General features: G+C 70.2%; 18 protein-coding genes. 7 read left to right on the top strand and 11 right to left on the bottom strand.

The features are described from left to right. Positions 1-19: 19 nt before the first annotated feature. Genes pcp through HFGMBDPB_RS01220 form a run of 3 tightly spaced genes read right to left on the bottom strand, consistent with a single transcriptional unit; the run spans position 20 to position 2409 of the window. Positions 20-688 (bottom strand): pyroglutamyl-peptidase I, encoded by a 669-nt coding sequence (gene pcp / locus HFGMBDPB_RS01230; protein ID WP_016454391.1) that lies wholly within the window; start codon positions 686-688, stop codon positions 20-22. A 16-nt stretch (positions 689-704) separates the two neighbouring features. Continuing rightward, positions 705-1658 (bottom strand): DUF979 domain-containing protein, encoded by a 954-nt coding sequence (locus HFGMBDPB_RS01225; protein WP_016454392.1) that lies wholly within the window; start codon positions 1656-1658, stop codon positions 705-707. Position 1659: 1 nt separating this feature from the next. Beyond that, positions 1660-2409: a DUF969 domain-containing protein gene (locus HFGMBDPB_RS01220; RefSeq protein WP_016448769.1), complete on the bottom strand. Its 750-nt coding sequence runs from the start codon at positions 2407-2409 to the stop codon at positions 1660-1662. A gap of 406 nt (positions 2410-2815) precedes the next feature. Here HFGMBDPB_RS01220 and HFGMBDPB_RS01215 point away from each other — a divergent pair, with 406 nt between their 5' ends. The 4 genes from HFGMBDPB_RS01215 to HFGMBDPB_RS01200 all read left to right on the top strand — a co-directional run bounded on the left by HFGMBDPB_RS01215 (position 2816) and on the right by HFGMBDPB_RS01200 (position 6852). Next, a complete protein-coding gene (locus HFGMBDPB_RS01215; RefSeq protein WP_016448770.1) occupies positions 2816-3982 on the top strand; it encodes an ABC transporter substrate-binding protein in 1167 nt (388 codons plus the stop codon). A gap of 68 nt (positions 3983-4050) precedes the next feature. Further along, on the top strand, positions 4051-5052 hold the full coding sequence (locus tag HFGMBDPB_RS01210; RefSeq protein ID WP_212644753.1) for a tripartite tricarboxylate transporter substrate binding protein: 1002 nt from the start codon (positions 4051-4053) through the stop codon (positions 5050-5052). Then, entirely contained in the window at positions 5052-6107 is a 1056-nt protein-coding gene (locus HFGMBDPB_RS01205; RefSeq protein WP_212644752.1) for a threonine aldolase family protein, read from the top strand. The genes HFGMBDPB_RS01210 and HFGMBDPB_RS01205 overlap by 1 nt, the downstream gene beginning before the upstream one ends. A 70-nt stretch (positions 6108-6177) precedes the next feature. After that, positions 6178-6852, top strand: coding sequence for a GntR family transcriptional regulator (locus HFGMBDPB_RS01200; RefSeq protein WP_012207532.1), 675 nt, complete (start codon positions 6178-6180; stop codon positions 6850-6852). 166 nt (positions 6853-7018) lie between these two features. Here HFGMBDPB_RS01200 and HFGMBDPB_RS01195 read toward each other — a convergent pair whose 3' ends face one another. The 3 genes from HFGMBDPB_RS01195 to HFGMBDPB_RS01185 form a co-directional block, all read right to left on the bottom strand. Beyond that, on the bottom strand, positions 7019-7441 hold the full coding sequence (locus tag HFGMBDPB_RS01195; RefSeq protein WP_047218891.1) for a DoxX family protein: 423 nt from the start codon (positions 7439-7441) through the stop codon (positions 7019-7021). Between the two features lie 7 nt (positions 7442-7448). Continuing rightward, positions 7449-7811: a DUF4148 domain-containing protein gene (locus tag HFGMBDPB_RS01190; protein WP_212644751.1), complete on the bottom strand. Its 363-nt coding sequence runs from the start codon at positions 7809-7811 to the stop codon at positions 7449-7451. A 163-nt stretch (positions 7812-7974) separates the two neighbouring features. Continuing rightward, entirely contained in the window at positions 7975-9618 is a 1644-nt protein-coding gene (locus HFGMBDPB_RS01185) for an adenylate/guanylate cyclase domain-containing protein (RefSeq protein ID WP_212644750.1), read from the bottom strand. A gap of 116 nt (positions 9619-9734) precedes the next feature. Between HFGMBDPB_RS01185 and HFGMBDPB_RS01180 the strand changes: the two genes are divergently transcribed. Next, a complete protein-coding gene (locus HFGMBDPB_RS01180) occupies positions 9735-10442 on the top strand; it encodes a Crp/Fnr family transcriptional regulator (protein ID WP_017407025.1) in 708 nt (235 codons plus the stop codon). Here the strand turns inward: HFGMBDPB_RS01180 and HFGMBDPB_RS01175 are convergent. Together HFGMBDPB_RS01175 and HFGMBDPB_RS01170 are read right to left on the bottom strand one after the other, a co-directional pair. After that, positions 10439-12064, bottom strand: coding sequence for an ABC-F family ATP-binding cassette domain-containing protein (locus HFGMBDPB_RS01175; protein WP_212644749.1), 1626 nt, complete (start codon positions 12062-12064; stop codon positions 10439-10441). The two genes, HFGMBDPB_RS01180 and HFGMBDPB_RS01175, sit on opposite strands and share 4 nt — an antisense overlap. Positions 12065-12439: 375 nt before the next feature. Then, positions 12440-15580, bottom strand: coding sequence for a multidrug efflux RND transporter permease subunit (locus HFGMBDPB_RS01170; RefSeq protein ID WP_160852778.1), 3141 nt, complete (start codon positions 15578-15580; stop codon positions 12440-12442). Between the two features lie 380 nt (positions 15581-15960). Here HFGMBDPB_RS01170 and HFGMBDPB_RS01165 point away from each other — a divergent pair, with 380 nt between their 5' ends. Together HFGMBDPB_RS01165 and HFGMBDPB_RS01160 are read left to right on the top strand one after the other, a co-directional pair. Next, positions 15961-16695, top strand: coding sequence for a response regulator (locus HFGMBDPB_RS01165; protein ID WP_016448779.1), 735 nt, complete (start codon positions 15961-15963; stop codon positions 16693-16695). Beyond that, complete coding sequence (locus HFGMBDPB_RS01160) at positions 16692-17765, top strand: ATP-binding protein (protein WP_016448780.1); 1074 nt, start codon at positions 16692-16694, stop codon at positions 17763-17765. Before HFGMBDPB_RS01165 ends, HFGMBDPB_RS01160 begins: the two co-directional genes overlap by 4 nt. 18 nt (positions 17766-17783) lie before the next feature. Here the strand turns inward: HFGMBDPB_RS01160 and HFGMBDPB_RS01155 are convergent, their stop codons facing one another. The 3 genes from HFGMBDPB_RS01155 to cobN all read right to left on the bottom strand — a co-directional run bounded on the left by HFGMBDPB_RS01155 (position 17784) and on the right by cobN (position 23412). Next, on the bottom strand, positions 17784-18245 hold the full coding sequence (locus HFGMBDPB_RS01155) for a vWA domain-containing protein (RefSeq protein WP_235434683.1): 462 nt from the start codon (positions 18243-18245) through the stop codon (positions 17784-17786). 209 nt (positions 18246-18454) lie between these two features. Continuing rightward, entirely contained in the window at positions 18455-19597 is a 1143-nt protein-coding gene (locus HFGMBDPB_RS01150; RefSeq protein WP_212644748.1) for a magnesium chelatase ATPase subunit I, read from the bottom strand. Next, positions 19594-23412 (bottom strand): cobaltochelatase subunit CobN, encoded by a 3819-nt coding sequence (cobN, locus tag HFGMBDPB_RS01145; RefSeq protein WP_154833510.1) that lies wholly within the window; start codon positions 23410-23412, stop codon positions 19594-19596. Before cobN ends, HFGMBDPB_RS01150 begins: the two co-directional genes overlap by 4 nt. Between the last annotated feature and the right edge of the window lie 27 nt (positions 23413-23439).

Below are 23439 nucleotides of genomic sequence, written 5' to 3'. Positions count from 1 at the left end.
CGGACTCGGTGCACGGGGTTCAGTGCAGCTGGCCGGCGTTTTCCTTCAGATCCTGGGACACGGTCAGGGCCGTGCGGATGGTCTCGCGCACGGCAGCCACCTGGTCGGCCAGCGACATGCTGGGCATGCCCGGCTTGCGCGCTGCCTGCTCAGGCAGGGCCGGCACATGGATGAAGCCGCCCCGCGCACCCGGCGCAGCCTTGCCCTGGGCCAGCCAGTGCATGAGCGCGAAAAACACGTGATTGCAGACAAAGGTGCCCGCCGTGTTGGACACGGAAGACGGAATGCCCCGCGCACGCAGGTTGTGCACTACGGCCTTGATGGGCAGCGTGGAAAAGTACGCGGCGGGCGCGCCCGGGATCACCACCTGGTCCACGGGCTGGCGCGCCGCATGGTCGGGAATGCGGGCGTCGTCGATATTGATGGCCACGCGCTCGGGCGTGAACTCGCTGCGGCCGCCGGCCAGGCCCAGGCTGATGACCAGCACCGGCTGCAGCTGCGCAAGCGCCTCCTGCAGCTGGCGCAGCGATTCGCCGAACACGCAGCGCAGCTGCAGGCCGTGGACGGTGGCGCCCTCCACGATCTCTCCATGCAGGGCACGCGCCACTTCCCACGAGGGATTGACAGGGTCCTGCTCGAACGGCTCGAAGCCGGTCACCAGGATGCGCGGGGAAGTGGAATCGGTCATGGCAACAGTCCGTCCTTTAACGGAACATCAGGAAATACATGAGGAAGACGTTGGCCGTCAGCAGGGCCAGGGCCGTGGGCACCTGGGCGCGGATCACGGCATTCTTGTCGATCTCCAGCAGCGCGGCGGGCACCAGGTTGAAGTTGGCCGCCATGGGCGTCAGCAGGGTGCCGCAGTAGCCCGAGAGCATGCCGATGGCCGCCATCACGGCCGGGTCGCCATGGTAGACGCCCACCAGAATGGGCACGCCCACGCCGCCCGTCATCACCGGGAAGGCCGCGAAGCCATTGCCCATCACCACCGTGAACAGCGCCATGCCGAGCACGTAGACGGCCACGGCCACGAAGCGGATGTCCATGTTGATATAGGTGGTGGTCACATAGGCCACGGCCTTGCCCACGCCGGCGTCCGAGAACACCAGGCCCAGCATGCCCAGCATCTGGGGCAGCACCAGGGCCCAGCCCAGCGCATCGGTCAGGCGGCGCGATTCGCGCATGCCCTGGGCCGGCGTCTCGCGGGTCAGCCAGCAGGCCAGGCCCAGCGCCAGCACGCAGCCCACGCCCAGGCTCACCAGCGTGGTGGCCTTGGGGTCCAGCAGGGGCGTTCCGCCGAAGACCAGGTGCGAGGCGCTCAGCGTGCCCACCATGGTGATCAGCGGAATCGCCAGGGCCGGCACGAACAGCTTGTTGCCCAGGCGCTTGGCGCTGGCCAGGTATTCGGCATCGCTGCGCGGCGCGTGGCGGCCGCTGCCCACGCCACCGAAGCCGGCGATCAGCGCCATGGCCACGGCGATCACGCCCACCACCATGGGGGGCAGCTCATGGCCCACCAGGAACACGGCCGCATACAGCGCCCAGAACAGGCCGCTGGACCAGCGCTTGGGATTGCTGGCATCGCGCAGCGTCATCACGGCCGTGACGGCCAGGACGAAGCCGACCAGGTAGTACAGGTGTTGGATGGTCAGCGTCATTTCAGGCTCCCTTGGCTTGGGTGGCGTTGGCATTGGCCGCGTCGGCTGCGACGCCCGCCTTGTACTGGGCCAGCTCGCGCTCGAGCATGCGGTCCAGGCGACCCAGGCGCCAGGCGTGGATCACGAAGGCGCAGATGGCCGTGGGAATGCCCCACAGCGCGACGTGGATGGGCTCGACCTCGATGCCGGCTTCCTTCAGGAAGGTGGTCATCAGCACGATGGCGCCGAAGGCCACGAAGATGTCCTCGCCGAAGAACAGGCCCACGTTGTCCGTGGCGGCCGAGTAGGCGCGCAGCTTGTCACGCACCTTGGCGGGCAGGATGCCGAAGCGCGACTGGGTCGCGCCTTCGGCCATGGGCGCCAGCAGCGGACGCACCATCTGCGGATGCCCGCCCAGGCTGGTCAGGCCCACGGCGGCCGTCAGCTGGCGCGCCGCCAGGTAGACGATGAGCAGGCGGCCAGCGGTGGCCGACTTGATGGAGCTGATCCAGTTCTGCGCATGCTGGCGCAGGCCATGGCGCTCCAGCAGGCCGATCACGGCCAGCGGCAGCAGGATGATCAGCGGCAGGTTGCGCGTCTTGATGAAGCCCGTGCCGATGGTGGCCAGCACCTTGTCGACGGGAAAGCCCGCCGCCAGTGCCGTGCCGATGGCCGTGACGATCACGACCAGCATGGGATTGAAGCGCAGCACGAAGCCCGCAACGATGATGGCCACCCCGATAAGCGGCCAGAGATTGACGTCAGTCAGCATGTTGATTCCCCCTTCACACCCCCGGTGCGCGACGGCCGTCGAGCCACCCCGCATGCCCAACCCGGTGGCAAGGAGTGCGCTGCCGACCTGGTTTTGTTCAACAAAACTAGTAATTTGTCTTACAGAAACTAATTGTGATTAAGACAATCAACGCATACTGATAGTACAAACCCGCATACACCTGCCTACGCAATGTGCACTGACAGGGTTCTTGCCAAAGTCAGAAAAACTATCGATGATTGAATACCGATAGAAGACATGAATGCAACAATGCCCCTGCGCCGGTATCGCCTGCGGCAAGGCCGCCTCCTACAATGGGCCGCGCTCCCAGCGCGGGGCGCATGCGCGGCAGGCGTCGTGAATGGCCCTTCCTGCTCCCAAACCACCTTGCCCGAGCCCTGAATCCATGCGACGCCGTCAGATTGTTTCCCTGGTTCCCCGCGCTGCGGCCATCGCAGCGGTCCCGGCCCTGGCGCCGGCCTTCGTGCGCAATGCCTTTGCCGACGAGGCCGGCCTGTCCGCCAAGGCCATCACCATCGGCTCCACGGTGTCCCTGAGCGGCCCGCTGGCCGCATACGGCACCGACATCAAGCTGGGCACGGAAGCGGCCATGGCGCAGATCAATGCCCGCGGCGGAATTCACGGCCGCACGCTGCAGCTGCAGATCGTGGACGATGGCTATGTGCCCCAGCGCTCGGCCGACAACGTGCGGCAGATGCTGTCCAAGGGCACGGCCTTCGCCCTGCTGTCGTGCAACGGCACGCCCAACAATGCGGCCATCATTCCGCTGATCGAAGAGGCTGGCGTTCCCTACGTGGCGCCGATCACGGGCGCCTCGTCGCTGCGCAAGGGCGCGCGCAACGTCTTCCATGTCCGGGCCAGCTACACCAATGAGGTCCACCGACTGATACAGCGGCTTGCAGGCATGGGCCTCAAGGGCATCGGCATCGTCTACCTGGACAACGCCTACGGCCGGGAAATACTGGAAGACGCCACACGCGCACTGGAAGCCGGGAAGATGGCCCCCTCCGTACAGGCGGCCATTGCCACCGATGGCAAGAACCTGGCCGAAGTGTTGAACAAAGTGCATGCGGCCCGTCCGTCCGCCGTATTGCTGGCCACGGCCGGCACGGTGTCGGTCGCGCTGGTGCGCGGCCTGCGCAAAAGTGTGCCCGGCGTGCTGCTCACGGGCCTGAGCGTGACCTTGCCCAACGACAGCCTCAAGCCGCTGGGCGACGACGCCCGGGGCCTTGCCATGACCATGGTCGTCCCCGCGCCCCATCAGGCCCGGCTGCAACTGGTGCGCGACTACCAATCGGCCCTGCGCGCCCACGGCCAGCAGGAGTTCTCCATGGGCTCGCTGGAAGCCTATGTGAATGCACGCGTGCTGGCCGAGGGCCTGGAACGCGCCGGCCGCGACCCCACCCAGGCCAGGCTGCGCTCGGCGCTGGCCGGCATGCGCAACTGGGACATGGGCGGCTTTGTGATCGACTACAGCGGCCAGCCGCCGCATGTGGGCTCCAGCTTCATCGACCTGGGCGTGCTGGGCAACGCGGGGCGCTTCATCGGTTGATGCCGGTGGTGGCTCGCGGGCCGGGCCGCGATGGTTTCTTTCTCTCGCCGCACCAAGGAGTTCTCGCCATGCCTGCCGAACGCCACCGCCTTGTGCCCTGCGCTTCCCACCGCGGCGTGCCACGCCGCCTGCTCATCCTGGCCGCCGCTGCCCTGCCCGGCCTTGCGCCGGCGCAGAAATGGCCGGCGCAGCCCGTGCGCATCATCGTTCCCTATACGGCCGGTGGCGGCTCGGACAACATCGCCCGCGCGCTGGGCACGGAACTGTCGCGTGAACTGGGCCAGCCCGTGGTCGTGGACAACAGGCCCGGGGCCTCGGCCATGCTGGGCGCAGAAATGGTGGCGCGGGCCGCGCCTGACGGCTACACGCTGCTGATGGCCGACATGCCGCACACCATCACGCCCAGCCTGTACAAGACGCCCTACGACGCGCTCAAGGACTTCACGCCCGTGGCCCTGATCGGATCATCGCCGCTGGTGCTGGCCGTCAACCCGAATTTCAAGGCGCAGAGCGTGAAGCAATTCGTGGCCCTGGCCAAAGCGCAGCCGGGCCGGCTCAACCTTGCATCGGGCGGCACGGGCACGGCCACGCATCTGGCGGGTGAGCTGTTCAAGCAGCAGACCGGCACCTTCATCACCCACATCCCCTACAAGGGCTCGGGGCAGGCCATTGCCGATGTGGTTGCCGGGCATACCGAGAGCATGTTCGCCTCGGCACCCACCGTGATCCCGCATATCCGAAGCGGTGCGCTGCGCGCCCTGGCCACCACCAGCGCCCAACGCTCGCCGGCCCTCCCCCAGGTTCTCACGCTGGGCGAAAGCGGCGTGCGCGGCCTGACCGTGCTGCACTGGTTCGGCCTGCTGGGGCCTGCCGGTTTGCCCTCCGGCATCCAGACCACGCTGCACGATGCCGTGGCCCGCGCCATGGCCACGCCCACGCTGCAGGCCAAGCTGCAGTCCCTGGGGCTGGAGCTGACGCCCCGCACTGCGGCAGAGTTCGGCGCCCAGATGGAGACCGACGCGGCGCGTTGGGCGCGCGTCGTCAAGGAACGCAACATCAAGGCCGACTGATGTCCAGCCTGCACCCTCTTCCCGACGCCATCGACCTGCGCAGCGATACCGTCACGCGCCCCACGCCGCAGATGCTCGAAGCCATGGCCCGCGCCCCGCTGGGCGATGACGGCCTGGACGGCGACCCGACCGTGCGCGCGCTCGAGGAGACCGCAGCCCAGCGCTTCGGCAAGGCTGCGGGCCTGTTCGTGGTCAGCGGCACCATGGGCAATCTGGTGGCCGTGCTCGCCCATGGCCGCATGCCCGGCGAGGTGCTGGCCGAGGCCGGCAGCCATCTGCTGAACGCCGAGCGCGCCGCCGCGGGCCTGACCGGCATGCACTACCACAGCCTGGCCGGCGACGGCGGCCTGATCGCCCTGCCCGCGCTGGAGGCGGCGCTGGACACCTCCATCTCCGCACGCTGCCCCAGCGCAGTGGTGGCCGTGGAGAACACGCACAATGCGCGGGGCGGCACCGTCGCCGGGCCCCAGGCGCTGGCCGCCGTGCATGCGCTGGCCTGCCGCCATGGCGTGCCCGTGCACACCGATGGCGCGCGCCTGTTCAATGCCGCCGTGGCACTGGGCCTGTCCTGCCGCGAGATGGCTGCGCACACTGACTCGGTCACCGTCTGCCTGTCCAAGGGGCTGTCAGCGCCCGTGGGCTCGGTGCTCATGGGGCCGGCCGACTTCATCGCGCGGGCGCGCACCATACGGCGCATGCTCGGCGGCACCCTGCGCCAGGCCGGCGTGATTGCGGCGGCAGGGCTGGTGGCGCTGGAGCACATGGTCGAGCGCCTGGCCGACGACCATGCGCGCGCCTGCCGCCTGCACCAGGGCCTGCGCGCCATCGACCCGGCTTGGTGCGCGGCCGAACTGCCGCAGACCAACATCGTCCAGGTTCGCGTTGACACCAGCGCGGCCGAAGCGCGCCTGTGGCAAGCACGCCTGGCCCAGGCCGGCGTGCTGGTGCGCACGGGCAGCGCCGGCCTGCTGCGCCTGGTCACGCACCGCCATATCGACGATGCCGCCGTGGACAGCACGCTGCAGGCCTTCGCCAGGCTGCAACACCCCACCTGAGCACTGCACGAAACCGGCGACCGGCCCGGCGCTGGCTACACTGCGCTCTGGCCCTTGCATCCCGACCACCATGACCCGCAGCACCGACATCCTCAACCTGACCGACCGCGTGACCGAGCAGCTGCGCAGCAAGCTCATCGATGGTGCCTGGGAGCCCGGGCAGAAGCTGTCGGAAGCCTCGCTCAGCGAAAGCCTGCAGATCTCGCGCAACACGCTGCGCGAGGCCTTCCGGCTGCTGACCAAGGAGGGGCTGCTGGTGCACGAGCCCAACAAGGGCGTGTCGGTGGCGGCGCCCAGCATCGCCTCCATCATCGACATCTACCGCGTGCGCCGCATGGTGGAGTGCCAGGCCCTGGCCCAGGCCTATCCCATGCACCCGGCGCGCAGCCTGATGCGCGAAGCCGTGGAAGCGGCACAGCGCCACCGCGAGGCCCAGGACTGGTCCGGCGTGGGCACGGCCAACATGAGTTTCCACAAGGCCGTGGTGCAGCTGGCCGACAGCGAGCGCCTGGACACCATGTTCGAGCACCTGCTGGCCGAGCTGCGCCTGGCCTTCGGCCTGCTGCGCGACCCGCACTTCCTGCATGCGCCCTATGTGGACATGAATGCGCGCATCCTGCAGCAGTTCGAGGACGGCAAGCCGGCCGAGGCCGCTGCCGCGCTCAATGACTACCTGGTGCATTCGGAGCGGCTGATCCTGGCCGCCTATGCCCGCCGCCTGGCTGAAAAAGGCATCAAGGTGTGAAAACAATAGACACCCCCTGAGGCGCTTACGCGCCTTCCCCCTCTCTACTCGCTTCGCGAGGGAGGGGGACGACACCCTCGGGGCGGGGCGGCCCTTCCTCGGTGTCCCCGGCTTTGGGCAGCGCCGGTTTCATAGGCAGTGTTCAGTGCACAACACTGGCTCGCATTCAACGCCGTGCGTCCAGGCTCCAGCGCGCCACGGGCGCCAGCATCAGTTGCACGAATCCCCCGGCGATCGCCAGGTTCTTCAGGAACTGCACCAGTTGGCCCTTATCGCCGAACTGGTTGTGGAACATCAGCGCCGACATGACGCTGAACACGGCCATCACGGCCGCGGCCTCGCGGGTTCGCCAGCCCAGCAGCAGGGCCGTGGCCACGCCCAGCTCCACCACCAGCGCCATGGCATACGACAGCATGGGCAGCGGCAGGCCCGCCTTGGCGATATAGGCCATGGTGCCCTCCGGCCCCATCAGCTTGCCGATGCCGCTGTAGATGAACAGCAGGCTCAGCAGCACCCGGGCCAGCAGCGGTGCGAAGTCGGCCCAGGGCGATGCGGCGGCATGGGCAGTGGAATGCGTGGCGGCGCGCATCGTCGGCTCAGCCCGGGACACGGCCGGAACCCTGGCCTTCGGCCGCCTTCACCGAGCCACCCAGGCGCTGCACTTCGGCCAGGTACTCGGGGCCGCTGCGCATGCGCTGGTACTGGGCCAGGCGCTGCTGGTAGTCGGCATCCCAGTGGTTCACGTCGGACTCGCGGTAGACGTTGAGGCCGGCGCGGTTCCACAGGGCCAGGTCGGCCTGAACCTCGGCGCGCGACAGCGCGGGGCCGGAGCTGGCGGGCTCGGCGCCGAACCAGGTTTCTGCAGATACCGTGGCGGCCGAGGCCATGCCCGACCACAAGGCGGAGGAAAGGGCGGCAGAAAGGGCGGTGATGGCGAAGAGGGTCTTTGCGTGCTTCATGGCGAATCCTTTGTCAAATCCTGCAGCGCGTGATTGCGTTCTGCATGGCTGCAGTCTCGTCTTCGCCCGCCTGCGCGTCAGTGCCTAAACGCACAGCTTTGCGCAAACTCTCCGGCTCCCGCGCTCACTGTCCACGCTCATCGTCCACGCCCACCATCCACGCTCAGGGCCACTGCAGGCCGGGCCGTGCCACATGCAGGGCCGGCAGGGGCTCGGAGCGCCCGCGCACCTGCACCTGCCGGACTTCGCCCAGGCCATCGGCCACGCCCGCGCGGCGCGCCACCTCCAGCGACAGCACCAGCCGCGCCTGGGCGCTCTTGGTGTATTCCTGCAGGCGGCTGGCCGTGTTGACCACCTCGCCCACGGCCGTGAAGGTGGTGGTGTGCTCGAAGCCCACGCGCCCCACGGCGGCGCGCCCCGCATGCAGGCCCATGCCGAAATCCACCGGCTGGCCGAACTGCGCCTCGAAGCTCGCGCTCCACTCCTGCATGCGCCGGTCTATCAGGGCACTGGCCTGCACGGCCTGGCGGCAGGCCGTATCCAGGTCGGTGTCCAGGCCGAAGATGGCCATCACGCTGTCGCCGATGAACTGGTTGGCCATGCCGCCGCTGTCGTGCACGGCCTGGCCCACGCGCTCGAAATACTGGTCCAGCACCCAGGACAGGTCCACGGGCCATTGCCGCTCGGCCAGGCCGGACCAGCGGCGCAGGTCCACGAACAGGATGGCCACCGCGCGCACTTCGCGGACCTCGCGCTGCTCATCGCCCCGCCCGGCCTGGGCGGCTGCCGGCGAGCGAAACAGCGGCGCCACCTGCACATCGCCCGTGGGCCGCAGCTGGCAGGCCAGCCGCACGTCCTGCGGCGCACCCACGCGCTCCAGCGTGAGGCGCTCATCGCGCCCCGGCGCAGGCAGGTGGGCCGCCGGGCCGGACACGCGCACGCGGCAGGTGGAGCAGCGCGCCCTGCCGCCGCACAGCGACAAATGGGCAATGCCATGCTCGCGGCTGGCTTCGAGCACGCTCATGCCCTGGGCCACCTGCACGGTGCGGCCCGGATAGTGCAGCAGCACCTGGCGGGCCCCGCGCAGGCGCATGCGCCGCCACAGCCAGGGGCCGGCCAGCAAGGCAGCCAGGCCGGCCAGCCAGCCCTGGCGCAGCCCCGATGTCAGATCGCGCAGCAGCTGCGCCGCCTGCGGCGAAGGCCCGGCCGGCGCGGGCACACCGGCCGCCGCGATCTCGCGCGCCATGGAGACGATGCCCAGCGCCGCCAGCACGGGCAGCAGCACGGCGGCCGTGAGCAGCAGCGGCTGCCAGCGCCGCCACCAGCCGCGCGCACGCAGGGCCATGTGCAGGCCCATGCAGCCGTGGGTCCACGCGGCCGCCATCAGCAGCAGCTGGATGGCCATGCTGGACGGATTCCAGGAAGAACGCACGATGCGCGCATACGAGGGGTCCACGCCCCAGGCCTCCTGCGCCAGCCGCGTGGCCGGCACGTGCAGGGCCAGCAGCAGCGGCAGGCTCAGGCCCAGCAGCAGCCGCACGGCCTCCAGCGCCGGCATGCGCAGACTGCGCCGCCGCGCCAGCGCCTGCAGCGCCAGTCCCATGTGCACGGCCAGCGCGCCGTAGAGCAGCAGGCTGCCGGGCAGGGATCGCCACACGCCGTGGACCACCTCGCGCACGGCCTCGGCCGTGGCCAGCGAGACCAGGCCCAGGGCATGGTTGGACAGGTGCAGCGCCGCATAGGTCCACAGCACCAGGCCGGTGGACCAGTGGAGACTGCGCAGGGACGGAGGAAGGACACGGGCCATGGAAACGGATGATGCGCCCGACGGCAGGACAAGACAGGAACAATGGCGGCTTGAAGGAACTTGGGACAGCGCAGCCCGATCCAGAATCTTTGTACATTCCGCCCGCTATTGGTTCCATGGCCCACCCTACCCCGCCTTCCAGCTTCGCCCTGCGCGGCATCGCCCTGTTCGAGGGCCTGGGCAGCGCCAGCCTGGACCGCATCGCGGCCGACTGCGAATGGCGCCCGCTGCAGGCCCGCCAGCCCGTGTTCAGCCGCTGCTCCACGGGCAGCGACGTGTTCTTCCTGGTCAGCGGGCGCGTGCGCATCACCACCTATTCGCCGGGCGGGCGCGAGGTCAGCTTCCGCGACTACGGGCCCGGCGAGCACTTCGGCGACCTGGCGGCCATCGACGGCCAGGCCCGCTCCACCGATGTGGTCACCCTGGAATCCTCGCTGCTGGCCAGCCTCTCGCGCCAGGACTTCCTGGCCCTGCTGGCGCGCGAGCCTGCCATCGCCTTGCGCATGATGGAGGGCCTGGCCGGCCTGGTGCGCCGGCTGACCGACCGCGTCATGGAGCTGAGCACCCTGGGCGTGCCCACGCGCCTGCACAGGGAGCTGCTGCGCCTGGCCCGGGAGGCGGGCGTATCGCCCGAGCACACGGCCCTCATCAGCCCCGTGCCTTCGCACTCGGTGCTGGCGAGCAAGATCAGCACCAACCGCGAGCAGGTCACGCGCGAGCTGGGCGCCCTCACCCGGCGCGGCCTGCTGCGCAAGGAGGGGCGCCAGGCGCTGCTGGTGACCGATGTGCGCGCACTGCAGGCGCTGATAGCGCAGGAAAGCTAGGCGGGCTCCATTCGCCAGCCCTGCGGCGACCACACCAGGCGGTCGGTCAGCCCGATGGCCTGCAGAAAATCCTCGTCATGCGAGACCACGACCAGTGTGCCGGCGTAGCCGCGCAGCATGGCCTCCAGCGCCTGCAGGGAAGGCAGGTCCAGATGGTTGCAGGGCTCGTCCAGCAGGAGCAGGGGCGCGGGCGGCTCGGCATGCAGCGCGCAGGCCAGGGCAGCCTTGAGCTGCTCGCCGCCGCTGAGCCGGCCCGCGGGCTGCTCCACCTGCCGGGCCGCCAGCCCGAGCCAGGCCAGGCGCGTGCGCAGCACATCCACGGGGGTGCCGGGGCAGGCGTCCTGCAACTGCTCCATCACCGTGCGCCCGGGCTGCAACAGGGACAGGCGCTGGTCCAGGTAGGCACAGGCCTGCATGCGGCGCACCTCGCCCGCCTGGGGCGCAAGGCGGCCTGACAGCACATCGAGCAGGCGCGTCTTGCCGCAGCCGTTGGGACCGGTCACGGCCAGGCGCTGGCCGCCATACAGAGACAGGTTCAGGCGCGGCCCCGTGGACAACGAAAACGGCAGCAGCACATCGTCCAGCAGCGCCACCACGTCGCAGGGAGCACCGGCCGGGGGCGGCGTCTGCATGCGGATGGCCGCCTGATGGTCGATCTGGCGCGCCGCCTCGCGCACGCGCTGGTCCAGCGCCTCGCGCGTGTCCGCATGCTGGCGGCGCAGCCGGCCGGCCGACGCCTGGCTGCGCTCCTTTTGCCGGTCCAGCAGAATGCGCGCCTGGTTGGCCTCCTGGCCCTGGCGGCGGCCGCGCGCCTCGCGGCGCTGCTGGCGCTCATGCTGCTCGCGCAACTGCTGCGTTTCGCGGCGGCGCTCCAGCTTGCGCTGCTCCAGCAGTTGCACCGCCGAGGCCATCTCGCGCGCCTTGGCTTCGGCATAGAAGGCGTAGCCGCCGCCGTAGCTGCGAAGCCCCTGCGGCGACAGCTCCACGATGCGTTCCATGCCCTGCAGCAGACTGCGGTCATGGCTGACCACGACCAGGCCACCGGGCCAGCGCTGCAGCTGCGCGGCCAGGGCCTGGCGGCTTTCGCGGTCTAGGTGGTTGCTGGGCTCGTCCAGCACCAGGTGGTCGGCGCCCGACAGCAGCGCGCCCGCCAGGGCCGCGCGCATGGCCTCGCCGCCGCTGAGGGCGTGGCCCGGCGTATCGGCACGCAGATGACCCAGGCCCGCCAGCTCCAGCTGGGCCTGCAGGCGCTGGCGCAGGTCCCAGCGGTCGGCCAACAGCTCGAAGTCGCGGGGCTCGCAACTGCCGGCCTCGATGCGCGCCAGCGCCTCCAGCGCGGGCTGCAGCCCGGCCAGCGCCGCCACCGAAGGCTGGCCGTGCCAGTCCGTGCGCTGGGCCAGGTACAGCACCTGCCCCGAGCGCAGGCAGCGGCCCTGCGAGGGCGCATCCAGCCCGGCCAGGATGCGCGCCAGCCGCGACTTGCCCACGCCGTTGCGCCCCACCAGGCCGGTGCGGCGTTGGTCCAGGGTTTCGGAAAGATCGGAGAAAAGGGGGCTGCCATCGGGCAGCACGCAGGAAACGCCGTCGAGCGTGATCGTGGTATTCGTCATATCGCGGTTCATGGATGCCAACGCAGTTCCTTGCCGCTTTGCATGCATTGCGCATGCCGTGGGCAGGGTCGGGAAAAGCGGGCCGCTGGGACAGCGGCAGCATCAATGGCGCATGGGACGAATACCTCCTGCAATGGCGAACGAAGCCGCCATTATAGAAATCATGGGACGGACGTGCTGGCCGTGCCGAAGGGGGCGCCATCGGCGCCGTCGGCGCCAAGGGGGCCGGCATGCGCACCGGCGTTTGCACGCGGCGGCTCGGGTCCGGTGGGCCCGGCCTGCCGCGCGGGGGCTGCAGGCGCCGATGGCGCGCAAGGGTTCGAAGACTGTGCCGGCGGGCGGCCCTGAAAGCACAGGGCGTTGAGCGCGATCCAGAGGGGCATGTGTTTATGTTCCGGGGTCCGCAGCGGGCGGCGGCCGGCGCGCGCTGCCGCGCGGCCCGGCGATGCGCCGCTGCCATTCAAGGACGAAGACGAAGAAGACGGGTACGAAGAACACCGCCAGCACCGTGCCGCTGACCATGCCGCCGAACACGCCCGTGCCGATGGCGTGCTGGGTCTCGGCGCTGGCGCCCGAGGCCAGCATCAGCGGCACCACGCCCAGCGCAAAGGCCAGCGAGGTCATGAGGATGGGCCGCAGCCGCAGGCGCGCGGCCTTGATGGCGGCCTCGCGCAGATCCTGGCCTTCCTCGCGCAGTTGCTTGGCGAACTCCACGATCAGGATGGCGTTCTTGGCCGACAGGCCGATGATGGTGATCAGGCCCACCTTGAAGAACACATCGTTGGGCATGCCGCGCAGCAGCACGGCCGCCACCGCGCCCAGCAGGCCCAGGGGCACGACCAGCATCACCGACAGCGGGATGGACCAGCTCTCGTACAGCGCGGCCAGCACCAGGAAGACCACCAGCATGGACAGGGCCATGAGCAGGGGCGCCTGCGCGGCCGACTGGCGCTCCTGCAGCGACTGGCCGGTCCAGGCCACGGCAAAGCCGGGCGGCAGCTGGGCCACCAGCCGCTCCATCTCGGCCATGGCCGCGCCGCTGGATGTGCCGGGCGCAGGCGTGCCCGAGATGCGCGACGCCAGGAAGCCCTGGTAGCGCACCAGCTGCAGCGGCGTCTCGGACCACACGGGCGTGGCGAACTCGGCCAGCGGCACCATGCCGCCCGCAGCGTTGCGCACGTTCAGCCGGAGCACATCATCGATCTGCATGCGCGCGGGCGCGTCGGCCTGCACGATGACCTGCTGCATGCGCCCGGCGTTGGGGAAATCGTTGACGTACAGCGAGCCCATGGCCGTGGACAGCGTCTCGCTGATGGCGGCAAAGCCCACGCCCAGGGCCTGGGCCTTCTGGCGGTCGATCTCCAGCCGCACGCTGGTGCCCGAAGGCAGGCTGTCCTGGTAGGCCGAGCCCAGCACGCTGCTGCTGCCGGCCAGCGCCAGCAACTGGTCGGTGGCCGACTTGAGCGCGGCATGGCCCTGGCCCGTGCGGTCCTGCAGGTACATGGTGAAGCCCGAGGAAGTGCCCAGCTCGTCGATGGCCGGGGGCTGCAGCACCATGATGGCGCCCTCGGGCGCGTGTTCCATGGCCTTTTGCGCGAGCGAGACTTCCTCGCCGGCCGTGGCGCCGTTGCGCTGGTCCCAGTCCTTGAGCGTGGTGAAGGCCATGGCCGCGTTCGGGCCCGAGCCCGCGAAGCTGAAGCCCAGCACCGAGATGCTGGAGGCGATGCCGGGGCGCTGCGCCACATGCTCCTCATAGCGCTTGACCACGTCCAGCGTGCGCTCGGCCGTGGCATCGGCCGGCAGCTGGATGGAGGTCATGAAGTAGCCCTGGTCCTCCTCGGGCAGGAAAGCCGATGGCAGCTGGCGCAGCGCAAACACCAGGATGGCCACGATGGCCGCGAACAGCAGCATCATGCGGCCCGTGCGCCGGACCAGGCCCGTGACATGGGCCTCGTAGCGGTTCGTCAGCCGCTCGAAGCCGCGGTTGAACCAGCCGAAGAAGCCTTTCTTCTCGTGGTGGCCTGCCGCCACCGGCTTGAGCAAGGTGGCGCACAGCGCCGGCGTCAGGCTCAGGGCCAGGAAGGCCGAGAACAGGATGGACACGGCCATGGACAGCGTGAACTGCTGGTAGATCACGCCCACCGAGCCGCTGGCGAACGCCATGGGAATGAACACCGCCGTCAGCACCAGGGTGATGCCGATGATGGCGCCCGTGATCTCCTTCATGGCCTTGAGCGTGGCATCGCGCGGCGACAGGCCCTCCTCGGCCATCAGGCGCTCCACGTTCTCGACCACGACGATGGCGTCATCCACGATGATGCCGATGGCCAGCACCATGCCGAACATGGTCAGCACGTTGATGGAAAAGCCCGCCACCAGCATCACGGCGAAGGTGCCCAGCAGCGCCACGGGCGCCACGATGGCCGGGATCAGCGTGTAGCGCAGGTTCTGCAGGAACAGGTACATCACCAGGAAGACCAGCACCATGGCCTCGACCAGGGTCTGCACCACCTTCTCGATGGAGATCTTGACGAAGGGCGCGGTGTTGAACGAGATGGTGTGCTGCATGCCCTTCGGCAGGATGGAGGCCAGCTCGGCCATGCGCTTTTGCACGGCAGCGGCCGTGCGCACGGCATTGGCGCCGGGCGACAGCTGCACGGCGGCGCTGGTGGCGGGCTTGCCGTCCTCGCGGTTGGAGAAAGCATAGGACTGCGCGCCCAGCTCCACGCGCGCCACGTCGCCCAGCACCAGGCGGGAGCCGTCGGCATGGGCGCGCAGCACGATGGCCGCGAACTGCGCGGGCGAGGTCAGCTGGCCCTGCACCGTCAGCGGCGTGGTCACGCGCTGGCCCGGCGCGGTCGGCGCATCGCCCACGCGGCCCGGGGCGATCTGCATGTTCTGCTGCTGTATGGCCTGGGTGAGGTCGCCCATGGACAGCCCGTAGGAGATCAGCTTGGCCGGATCGACCCAGACGCGCATGGCCTGCTCGGTACCGAACAGCTGCACGCGGCCCACGCCCTCGATGCGGCGCAGCTCCTCCACGATGTTGCGCGCCATGTAGTCATTGAGTGCCAGCTCGTCGAACTCGCCGCCCGGCGAGATCAGGCCCACCAGCAGCAGAAAGCTCGACGTGGCCGACTCCACCTGCAGCCCGTTCTGGCGCACGGCCTGCGGCAGGCGCGGCTCCACGGCCTTGATGCGGTTTTGCACATCCACCTGGGCCAGCTCCGGGTTGGTGCCGGGCTTGAAGGTGGCCTTGATCTCGGCCGAGCCCGAGGTGTCCACCGAGGACTCGAAGTACAGCAGGTGGCGGACGCTGGACAGCTCGCGCTCGATCAGCGAGACCACGGAATCATTGAGCGTCTTGGGCGTGGCGCCCGGATAGGTGGCATACAGGCTCACCGTGGGCGGCGCCACCGTGGGATAGCGCGATATCGGCAATTGCGGGATGGCGAGCACGCCCAGCAGCACGATGAACAGCGCGATGACCCAGGCAAAGACGGGCCGGTGAATGAAGAACTGTGGCATGGACGCGAGGTCTGGTTTTCAATGCGCGCCAGGGCGCGCTGCGGAAAAAATACGGCGCCTGGCGCCGAATCATCTGAGGGGTCATCCGGATGCAAATCCAGATTGCCAGGAGGCATGGGGATGATGGAAACTCCTGCCGGTGCGGCTTCGGCCTGCGGCGTGTTGCCGCAAGGGCCATTCACTCAGGGAGCCGCTGCAAAAGCTGACCGCTCCACCCGCTCATACGGCACTGCCGCTGTGACTTCATATTCATCGCTTTGTTTCGCATGCCGGCCAATGGCGGCGGCACAGGGAAACAGCTTGCGTTCTTTCGATGGCATTTCGGCCCGGGAAATGTGGAAGAACGATGGAGATGAACACAGCCGCCGCCGCGACCCAAAATGGCTTCTATCATTGCCCAGCCCTTGCCTTTCCAGCCATCGACATCGCTCATCCTCGTTGCCGAGGACGAGCCCGAGATCGCAGACATCCTGTGCGCCTACCTGGCCCGCAGCGACCTGCGCACCGTCCATGCCGCCGATGGCCAGCAGGCCCTTGAACTGCACCACCACTTGAAACCCGATCTCGTTCTTCTCGACGTGCAGATGCCACGCCTCGACGGCTGGCAGGTGCTGTCCGAAATCCGCCGGCGCGGCGACACGCCCGTCATCATGCTCACCGCCCTCAACCAGGACGTGGACAAGCTCATCGGCCTGCGCATTGGCGCGGACGACTACGTGGGCAAGCCCTTCAATGCGGCCGAGGTCGTGGCGCGCGTGCAGGCCGTGCTGCGCCGCTGCGGCCAGGGCCGGCTCCGCGATACCAAGCTGCTGCAGGCCGGCCCCTTTCGCGTGGACCTGGACAGCCGCGAGGTCAGCGTGCAGGTGCAGGGCGCCACGCATGTGCCCGAACTCACCGTGACCGAATTCAACCTGCTGGCCAGCCTGGTGCGTTCGCCCCGGCGCGTGTTCAGCCGCGCCGAGCTGCTGCTCAGTTGCCTGCCCGAAGGCCACACGCTGGAACGCACCGTGGACAGCCACATCAGCAAGCTGCGCAAGAAGCTCGAAGGCCTGGGCCTGCAGGGCATGCCCGACAGCGTGCGCAGCGTGGGCTACCGGCTGGGGATGGATCCATGAGCGCAGTGCCGGGCCTGCGCCGGCAGGTGGTGCTGACCATGTCGGCCGTCACGCTGGCCGTGGTCGTGCTGTGCGTGCTGGGTTCGTACGCCTTCTATGCACTGCTGCTGACCTTTCACCCGGCCAGCGTCTCCGACGGCTGGATGCCCTCCAGCGTGGAGCTGGCCTGGGTGCTGCTGACCCTGGTCATCGCCCTGCTGATCGCCATCTTCGTGGCCACGCGGCTGTCGCGGCGCATCCTGCCCTCGCTGGACTCGGTGGCCATCAGCCTGCGCCAGCTGGCCCAGGGCGACCTCTCGGCGCGCGCGCACACCGACGACAGCGCGCTGCACGAGGCCGCCCAGCTGGTGCACGACTTCAACAGCCTGGCCCAGCGCCTGGAAGGCATGGCGCAGGAGCGCGCCTTCTGGAGCGCGGCCATCGCCCATGAGCTGCGCACGCCCGTGACCATCCTCAGCGGACGGCTGCAAGGCCTGTCCGACGGCGTCTTCCTGCCCAGCAAGGACATGCTGGCCAGCCTGATGACCCAGGTCGAGGGGCTGACCCGCCTGATCGACGATCTGCGCCTGCTGGGCCTGCAGGACAACGGCCACCTGCATCTGGAGCTGCGCCAGACCTGCCTGGCCGGCGAGGTGCGATCGGTGACCCTGGCCGTGGGGCCGGCGCTGGAGCAGGCGGGCCTGCAACTGGCGCTGGAGCTGGACGAGCAGCCCGTGGTCTGCGACCCCGTGCGCATACGCCAGGCCCTGCTGGCCCTGCTGGAAAACGCCATGCTGTATGCGCAGCCCGGCCCCCTGCTGGTGGCCGCGCGCGTGCGCCAGGGCCTGTGCACCGTGCGCGTGGAAGACAGCGGCCCCGGCGTGGCGGCGGACCTTGCGCCGCGCATCTTCGACGCCTTCCAGCGCGGCGAAGGCGCCCGCAGCCGCAAAAACGCCGGAGTGGGGGCCAGCAAGGGCAGCGGACTGGGCCTGGCCGTGGTCCAGGCCATTGCCCAGGCCCATGGCGGGCGGGCGCAATGCCTGCCGGGCGAGCGCGGCGGCGCGCTGTTCGAGCTGAGCTGGCCGGCCTGACCTCGTCAAAGCCGCAGATCAGCCTGCGAAATCATCGGCCCGCACATGGCGTGCGTCCCAGGCAGCAGCCAGCGCAGCGGCCCGGCCCAGGCGCACGCGGCCTGATTCGAAGTCCACGATGCCTGCCTCCTGCGCCGCCGCAGGCCGCGCGGGCCGCTCGCGCGTGCGGCCGTCGGTGAGCAGCCACAGCCAGCCCTGGCAGGAGGCCTCTGCGCCGCAATGGCGCTGCAGCAACTGGCCCGCATGCTCCACGGCCGCCTGCAGCGGCGTGCCGCCGCCCCCGCCGATGGGAGCGATCCAGTCGTCATTCCAGGCCGCAGCCTTGCGCGGCGGCAGGCGCAATTCCACGCGCGTGCCCGCAAAGCAGATCAGCGCCACCTGCTCGCGGCGGCGGTAGGCCTCTTCCATCAGCGACAGCAGCACGCCCTTGGCCCGCGCCAGCGCGCCGCTGGCGGCCATGGAGGCCGAGCAATCGAGCACAAAGCAATGCAGCCGCGTGGCCTGGGGCGGCTCGCGGCGGCGCTGCAGATGTTCGGGCGCCAGCGCCTGGGCGCCGCGCGCGGCCAGCGTGCGCGGCCAGTCCCAGCTGCCGGTGGGCGGCCCGCCTTGCGCCTGGGCCAGCCGGGGCTGGCTGGCCGCCTGCTGGCCCGCCCTCGCATCCCTTGCCTGTGGCGCGGGGCCGCGAGGGCTCAGGCTTTTTTTGTGGCGGGCGCTCCCGCCTTTGCGGCCTCGCGGGCCAGCAATGAGGGCACTGCGACACGCAGCAGGCCCACGGGCTCGGGCGGCATGGCGCCCCAGTCGGCCTCGGAGGGCGGGCTGTCGCCTGCGCCGTTGGCCGTGGATTCCGCAGGCGGCCGGCTTTGTGCCGGCGACTGCGAAGGCGGATTCGATGGCGCTTGCTGTGGGGATGGCTGCTGTGGCTGCTGCTGCGGCGCCCCCGGCTTGCGGCGGTGCACCAGTACCAGCTCGGCCACGGCCTGCACATGGTCGGGCGTGACCTCGGCATCGCCCAGCCAGGCGGCCCAGGCGCGTGCGGCACGCAGCAGCACCAGGTCGGCGCGCAGGCCGTCCACCTGGGCGGCAATGCACAGCGCTCCGGCGGCCTGCAGCACCGCGTCGGACCAGGGCAGCGCGCCGGCCGGCTGCAGGCGCTCGCGTGCCGTGCGCAGCTGCGCGGCCAGCGCGGCCTGGGCGTCTGCATGGCGGGCGCGGAAGGCTGCGGGGTCGGCATCGAACACCAGGCGTGCACGCACGATGGCCTGGCGCTGGGCCGCATCCTGCACATTGGCCAGGCGCACGCACAGGCCCAGGCGGTCCAGCAGCTGCGGGCGCAGCTGGCCTTCCTCGGGGTTCATGGTGCCCACCAGCACGAAGCGCGCCGCATGGCGGTGGGAGATGCCGTCGCGCTCGACCACGTTGACGCCGCTGGCGGCCGCATCCAGCAGCACATCGACCAGGGCATCGGGCAGCAGGTTGATCTCGTCCACATAGAGCACGCCGCCATGGGCGCGTGCCAGCAGGCCGGGCGCGAATTTGAGCGCATGGCCGGCCATGGCCTGGCCCAGGTCCAGCGAGCCGGCCAGATGCTCCAACGAGGCGCCCAGCGGCAGCGTGACGAAGGGCGCGGCATCGATGAGCTCGGCCAGGGCACGCGCGGCCGTGGACTTGGCCGTGCCGCGCGGCCCCTCGATCAGCACGCCGCCCAGTTGCGGGTCGATGGCGGCCAGCAGCAGCGCCTGGCACAGCAGGGGCTGGCCGGCAATGGCGGCAAAGGGAAACAGCGGCGGCAGCGCGGGCGGGGCGCCGCTGCCCAGGTCAGGAGATGCGGTCATGCGCGCAATCCTTCGAGATGGTTTTCATGTTCCAGCAGCAGGTCTTCCAGCTGCTGGCGATAGTCGCCGGGCTGCTCCCACAGGCCGCGCTGCATGGCTTCGAGCAGGCGCTCCAGCATGTCGCGCAGGGCCTGCGGATTGTGCTGCACGAGAAAGTCGCGCGTGGCCGCGTCCAGCACATAGGCGTCGGCCACCAGGGCGTACTGGTGGTCGCCCACCTGCTGCGTGGTGGCGTCGAAGCCGAAGAGATAGTCCACCGTGGCCGCCATCTCGAAGGCGCCCTTGTAGCCATGGCGCTTGGCGCCGTCCATCCACTTGGGATTGGTGACGCGCGAGCGCACCACGCGCGCAATCTCCTCCTTGAGCGAGCGCACGCGCGGCTGGGCCGGGTTGGCATGGTCGCCGTGGTAGAGCGCGGGCTGGCGGCCCGAGAGGTGGCGCACGGCAGAGGCCATGCCGCCCTGGAACTGGAAGTAGTCGCCCGAGTCGAGGATGTCGTGCTCGCGACTGTCCTGGTTGTGGGCCACCACGTCGAGCTCGCCCAGGCGGCGGCGCAGCGCATCGCCTGCGGGCACGCCCTCGGCGTCCTGGCCGTAGGCATGCTGGCTCCAGCCCAGGTAGGCCTGGGCCAGGTCGGCATCGCCCTGCCAGTCGCCGCTCTGGAACAGTCCGCCCAGGCCCGATCCATAGTGGCCGGGCGGCGCACCGAACACGCGCCAGCCGGCCTGCAGGCGGGCCTGCACGGCGTCCATGCCCTGCGCCTGCAACTGCTCGGCCTCGGCCAGGATGCGCGCGCGTATGGGGTTGTCCTCGGCGTCCTCGTCCAGCGCGGCCACGGCCTGCACGGCCGCGTCGAACATCTGCACGGCGCCCGGGAAGGCATCGCGGAAGAAGCCCGAGATGCGCAGCGTCACATCCACGCGCGGCCGGCCCATGCCCACGCGCGGCACCACCTCGAAGTCCACCACGCGCTGGCTGCCGGGCGCCCATTTGGGGCGCACCCCGATCAGCGCAAAGGCCTGGGCGATGTCGTCGCCGCCCGTGCGCATGGTGGCCGTGCCCCAGACCGACAGGCCCAGGGTGCGCGGGTACTCGCCATGCTCCTGCAGATAGCGCTCCAGCAGCCTGAGCGTGGCCTGCTGGCCCAGCTCCCAGGCGGCCTGGGTGGGAATGGCGCGCGTGTCCAGCGTGTAGAAATTGCGCCCCGTGGGCAGCACGTCGGGCCGCCCGCGCGAGGGCGATCCGCTGGGCCCGGGCGGCACGAAGCGGCCCTGCAGGCCGCGCAGCAGCTGGCGCAGTTCCTCGCCGCCGCAGGCATCCAGCGCGGGCGCCAGCACGGCATGCACCTGTTGCAGCGCGGCGCGTGTCTGCGGCCAGTCACCGGCCGGGGCCTCACCTTCCAGCAGTTGCTGCGCCAGCAGCTCCAGGCGCTCGCGCGTGTCGCCTTCATGGCGCCAGGGCTCGTCGCTCACGGCCTGCAGGGCGGCGGGGCGCGCGCCGGTCCAGGGACGTGCAGGCTCCATGCGCAGCGGGTCGAACCCGGGGCTGTCCAGCAGGTCGGCGGCCAGCGCCTGGATCAGGCCCTGGCCTTCGTCCGACGGGAAGCGCGCCAGCGCCAGCAGCGTGTCGCGGCGCTGGCGGCCCTGCGGCGAGGCGCCGAAGACATGCAGGCCGTCGCGGATCTGGGTTTCCTTGAGCTCGCACAGGTAGGCGTCTATGCGTTCGAGCACGGCATCGTCGTCCTGCGCGGCACCGGGCGCCAGGTCCAGCTCCTGGTCCAGGTGCTGGCGGCGCACGATGTCCAGGATCTGGCGGCGCAGCAGCGCGCCGCGCCGCGCATCGACCAGCAGGGCGTCGTAGTACTCGTCCACCAGGCGCTCCAGGTCCTGCAGCGGGCCGTGGTTTTCGGCGCGCGTCAGCGGCGGCATCAGGTGGTCGATGATCACGGCCTGGCTGCGGCGCTTGGCCTGGGCGCCTTCGCCGGGATCGTTGACGATGAAGGGGTACAGGTGCGGCAGCGGGCCCAGGATGGCATCGGGCCAGCACGCGCCCGACAGCGCCAGGCTCTTGCCCGGCAGCCATTCGAGGTTGCCATGCTTGCCCACGTGGACCATGGCGTCCACGGCAAAGCGGTCGCGCAGCCAGAAGTAGAAGGCCAGGTAGCCGTGGGGCGGCACCAGCTCGGCATCGTGGTAGCTCGCATAGTCCTGCGCGCCCATGCCTTTACCGCCCAATGCACGCGCCGGCTGTATGCCGACAAAGACATGGCCCAGGCGCAGGCCCGCGATCATGAAGCGGCCCTGGCGCAGCAGCGGGTCGGCCTCGGGCGCGCCCCAGCGCGCCGTGATGGCGTCGGCCATGCCGTCCGGCAGCGCGGCCAGGCGCGCCAGGTACTCGTCCAGCGCATAGCTTTGCCAGGCCGGTCGCAGCGGCCACTGGGCCGGGTCGTTGGCAATGCCCTGCTGCAGGGTGTGCATCAGCGCCTCGCCATCGGCGGGCAGCTGCGCGGGGTCGCCCAGCTCGTGCCCTTCGGCCGCCAGGTGCTGCAGGATGGCGATCACCGAGGCCGGCGTATCCAGCCCCACGCCGCTGCCGATGCGGCCTTCGCTGCCCGGATAGTTGGCCAGCACCAGGGCCAGGCGCTTGTCGCGCGCGGGCAGGCTGCGCAGGCGGCACCAGCGCCAGGCCAGGTCGGCCACGAAGTCCACGCGGTCGGGCTCGGGCTGGTAGGCCACCACGTCGGCCTGGGTGAAGGCGCAGCGGTGGGACAGGCCCTTGAAGCTGATGGCGCGCGTGATGATGCGGCCATCCATCTCCGGCAGCACCACCTGCATGGCGATGTCGCGCGGGCGCAGGCCCTGGCTGTCGGCCCACCAGTCCTCGCGGTTGCCGCCGCTGGCAATGACTTGCAGCACGGGCGCATCGCCGGCCAGGGCCGTGCCCGATTCCAGCGCCGAGAACGCCGTGGTGTTGAGCACCAGCTGCACGGCATGGTCTTCGCAGAGCTGGCGCAGCGTGGCCAGGCACAGCGGGTCCTTGAGCGAGTCCAGCGCCACGGGCAGCGGGTTCATGCCGCGCTGCTGCAGCGACAGGGCCATGACGTCGAAGGCCGCCGTATTGCCCGCCAGCAGGTGGGAGCGGTAGAACACCAGGGCCACGGTGGGCGCGCCCGGCGTCCAGGCGCGCTGCAGGTCGTCGATGCCGGCCACGTCATGGGCATGGACCTGGGCATGGCTCCTGGCAGCGAAGAGCGCCGGGGGAACGTGGACAGCCGCCTGCGGCAGGGTGCGCGGCGGCAGCGGCGCATCGCCCCGGTCCAGCCCGTGGTAGACGGTGGCCTTGAGGAATTCGCGCGCATTGGCCGCGCCGCCCGAGCGCAGGTACTGCCACAGCTGGCGGCAGGCGGCGGCCGGCAGCGTGCTGCGCGCCAGCAGGTGCGGGTCCTCCTGCAGGTCACCCGAGAACATGGCCAGGCGCTGCCCCTTGCGGCGCGCCAGAGAGCCGATCTGCTCGATGCCGTAGGGCCAGGCCGATTCCGAGCCCAGGTGGTCCACGATGACCACGCGGGCATGGCGCAGCACCTCGTCCACATACAGGTCCAGCGAGGCCGGCTGGCGCAGGTACAGCAGATTGGCCAGCCGCACCGAGGGAAAGTCCGCTGACGCCCCGGCCAGCGCGGCCACGGCCGAGGACAGCAGGGCCAGCGTGGTGTCGGCCGAGCTCAGGATGACGATGTCGGCCGGCGTCTGGTCGAGGCGGGTGACGATGCTCTCGTCCTCGACGAAGCCGCCGGGGCGCGTGGACAGCAGGTGCATGGAACAGGTTTCAGTGCGGAATCGGAA

The sequence above is a fragment of the Delftia sp. PE138 genome, assembly GCF_018320755.1.
Taxonomy (GTDB): domain Bacteria; phylum Pseudomonadota; class Gammaproteobacteria; order Burkholderiales; family Burkholderiaceae_C; genus Comamonas; species Comamonas tsuruhatensis.
This window is presented reverse-complemented; position numbering and strand designations above follow the sequence as displayed.

Coding starts and splice junctions, on each gene's coding strand:
- HFGMBDPB_RS01170 (WP_160852778.1), bottom strand. CDS start 15,580: ATGCCACAGTTCTTCATTCACCGGCCCGTCTTTGCCTGGGTCATCGCG.
- cobN (WP_154833510.1), bottom strand. CDS start 23,412: ATGCACCTGCTGTCCACGCGCCCCGGCGGCTTCGTCGAGGACGAGAGC.
- HFGMBDPB_RS01190 (WP_212644751.1), bottom strand. CDS start 7,811: ATGAAGCACGCAAAGACCCTCTTCGCCATCACCGCCCTTTCTGCCGCC.
- HFGMBDPB_RS01150 (WP_212644748.1), bottom strand. CDS start 19,597: ATGACCGCATCTCCTGACCTGGGCAGCGGCGCCCCGCCCGCGCTGCCG.
- HFGMBDPB_RS01160 (WP_016448780.1), top strand. CDS start 16,692: ATGAGCGCAGTGCCGGGCCTGCGCCGGCAGGTGGTGCTGACCATGTCG.
- HFGMBDPB_RS01165 (WP_016448779.1), top strand. CDS start 15,961: ATGGCTTCTATCATTGCCCAGCCCTTGCCTTTCCAGCCATCGACATCG.
- HFGMBDPB_RS01175 (WP_212644749.1), bottom strand. CDS start 12,064: ATGAACCGCGATATGACGAATACCACGATCACGCTCGACGGCGTTTCC.
- HFGMBDPB_RS01220 (WP_016448769.1), bottom strand. CDS start 2,409: ATGCTGACTGACGTCAATCTCTGGCCGCTTATCGGGGTGGCCATCATC.
- HFGMBDPB_RS01185 (WP_212644750.1), bottom strand. CDS start 9,618: ATGGCCCGTGTCCTTCCTCCGTCCCTGCGCAGTCTCCACTGGTCCACC.
- HFGMBDPB_RS01225 (WP_016454392.1), bottom strand. CDS start 1,658: ATGACGCTGACCATCCAACACCTGTACTACCTGGTCGGCTTCGTCCTG.
- HFGMBDPB_RS01210 (WP_212644753.1), top strand. CDS start 4,051: ATGCCTGCCGAACGCCACCGCCTTGTGCCCTGCGCTTCCCACCGCGGC.
- pcp (WP_016454391.1), bottom strand. CDS start 688: ATGACCGATTCCACTTCCCCGCGCATCCTGGTGACCGGCTTCGAGCCG.
- HFGMBDPB_RS01200 (WP_012207532.1), top strand. CDS start 6,178: ATGACCCGCAGCACCGACATCCTCAACCTGACCGACCGCGTGACCGAG.
- HFGMBDPB_RS01205 (WP_212644752.1), top strand. CDS start 5,052: ATGTCCAGCCTGCACCCTCTTCCCGACGCCATCGACCTGCGCAGCGAT.
- HFGMBDPB_RS01180 (WP_017407025.1), top strand. CDS start 9,735: ATGGCCCACCCTACCCCGCCTTCCAGCTTCGCCCTGCGCGGCATCGCC.
- HFGMBDPB_RS01195 (WP_047218891.1), bottom strand. CDS start 7,441: ATGCGCGCCGCCACGCATTCCACTGCCCATGCCGCCGCATCGCCCTGG.
- HFGMBDPB_RS01215 (WP_016448770.1), top strand. CDS start 2,816: ATGCGACGCCGTCAGATTGTTTCCCTGGTTCCCCGCGCTGCGGCCATC.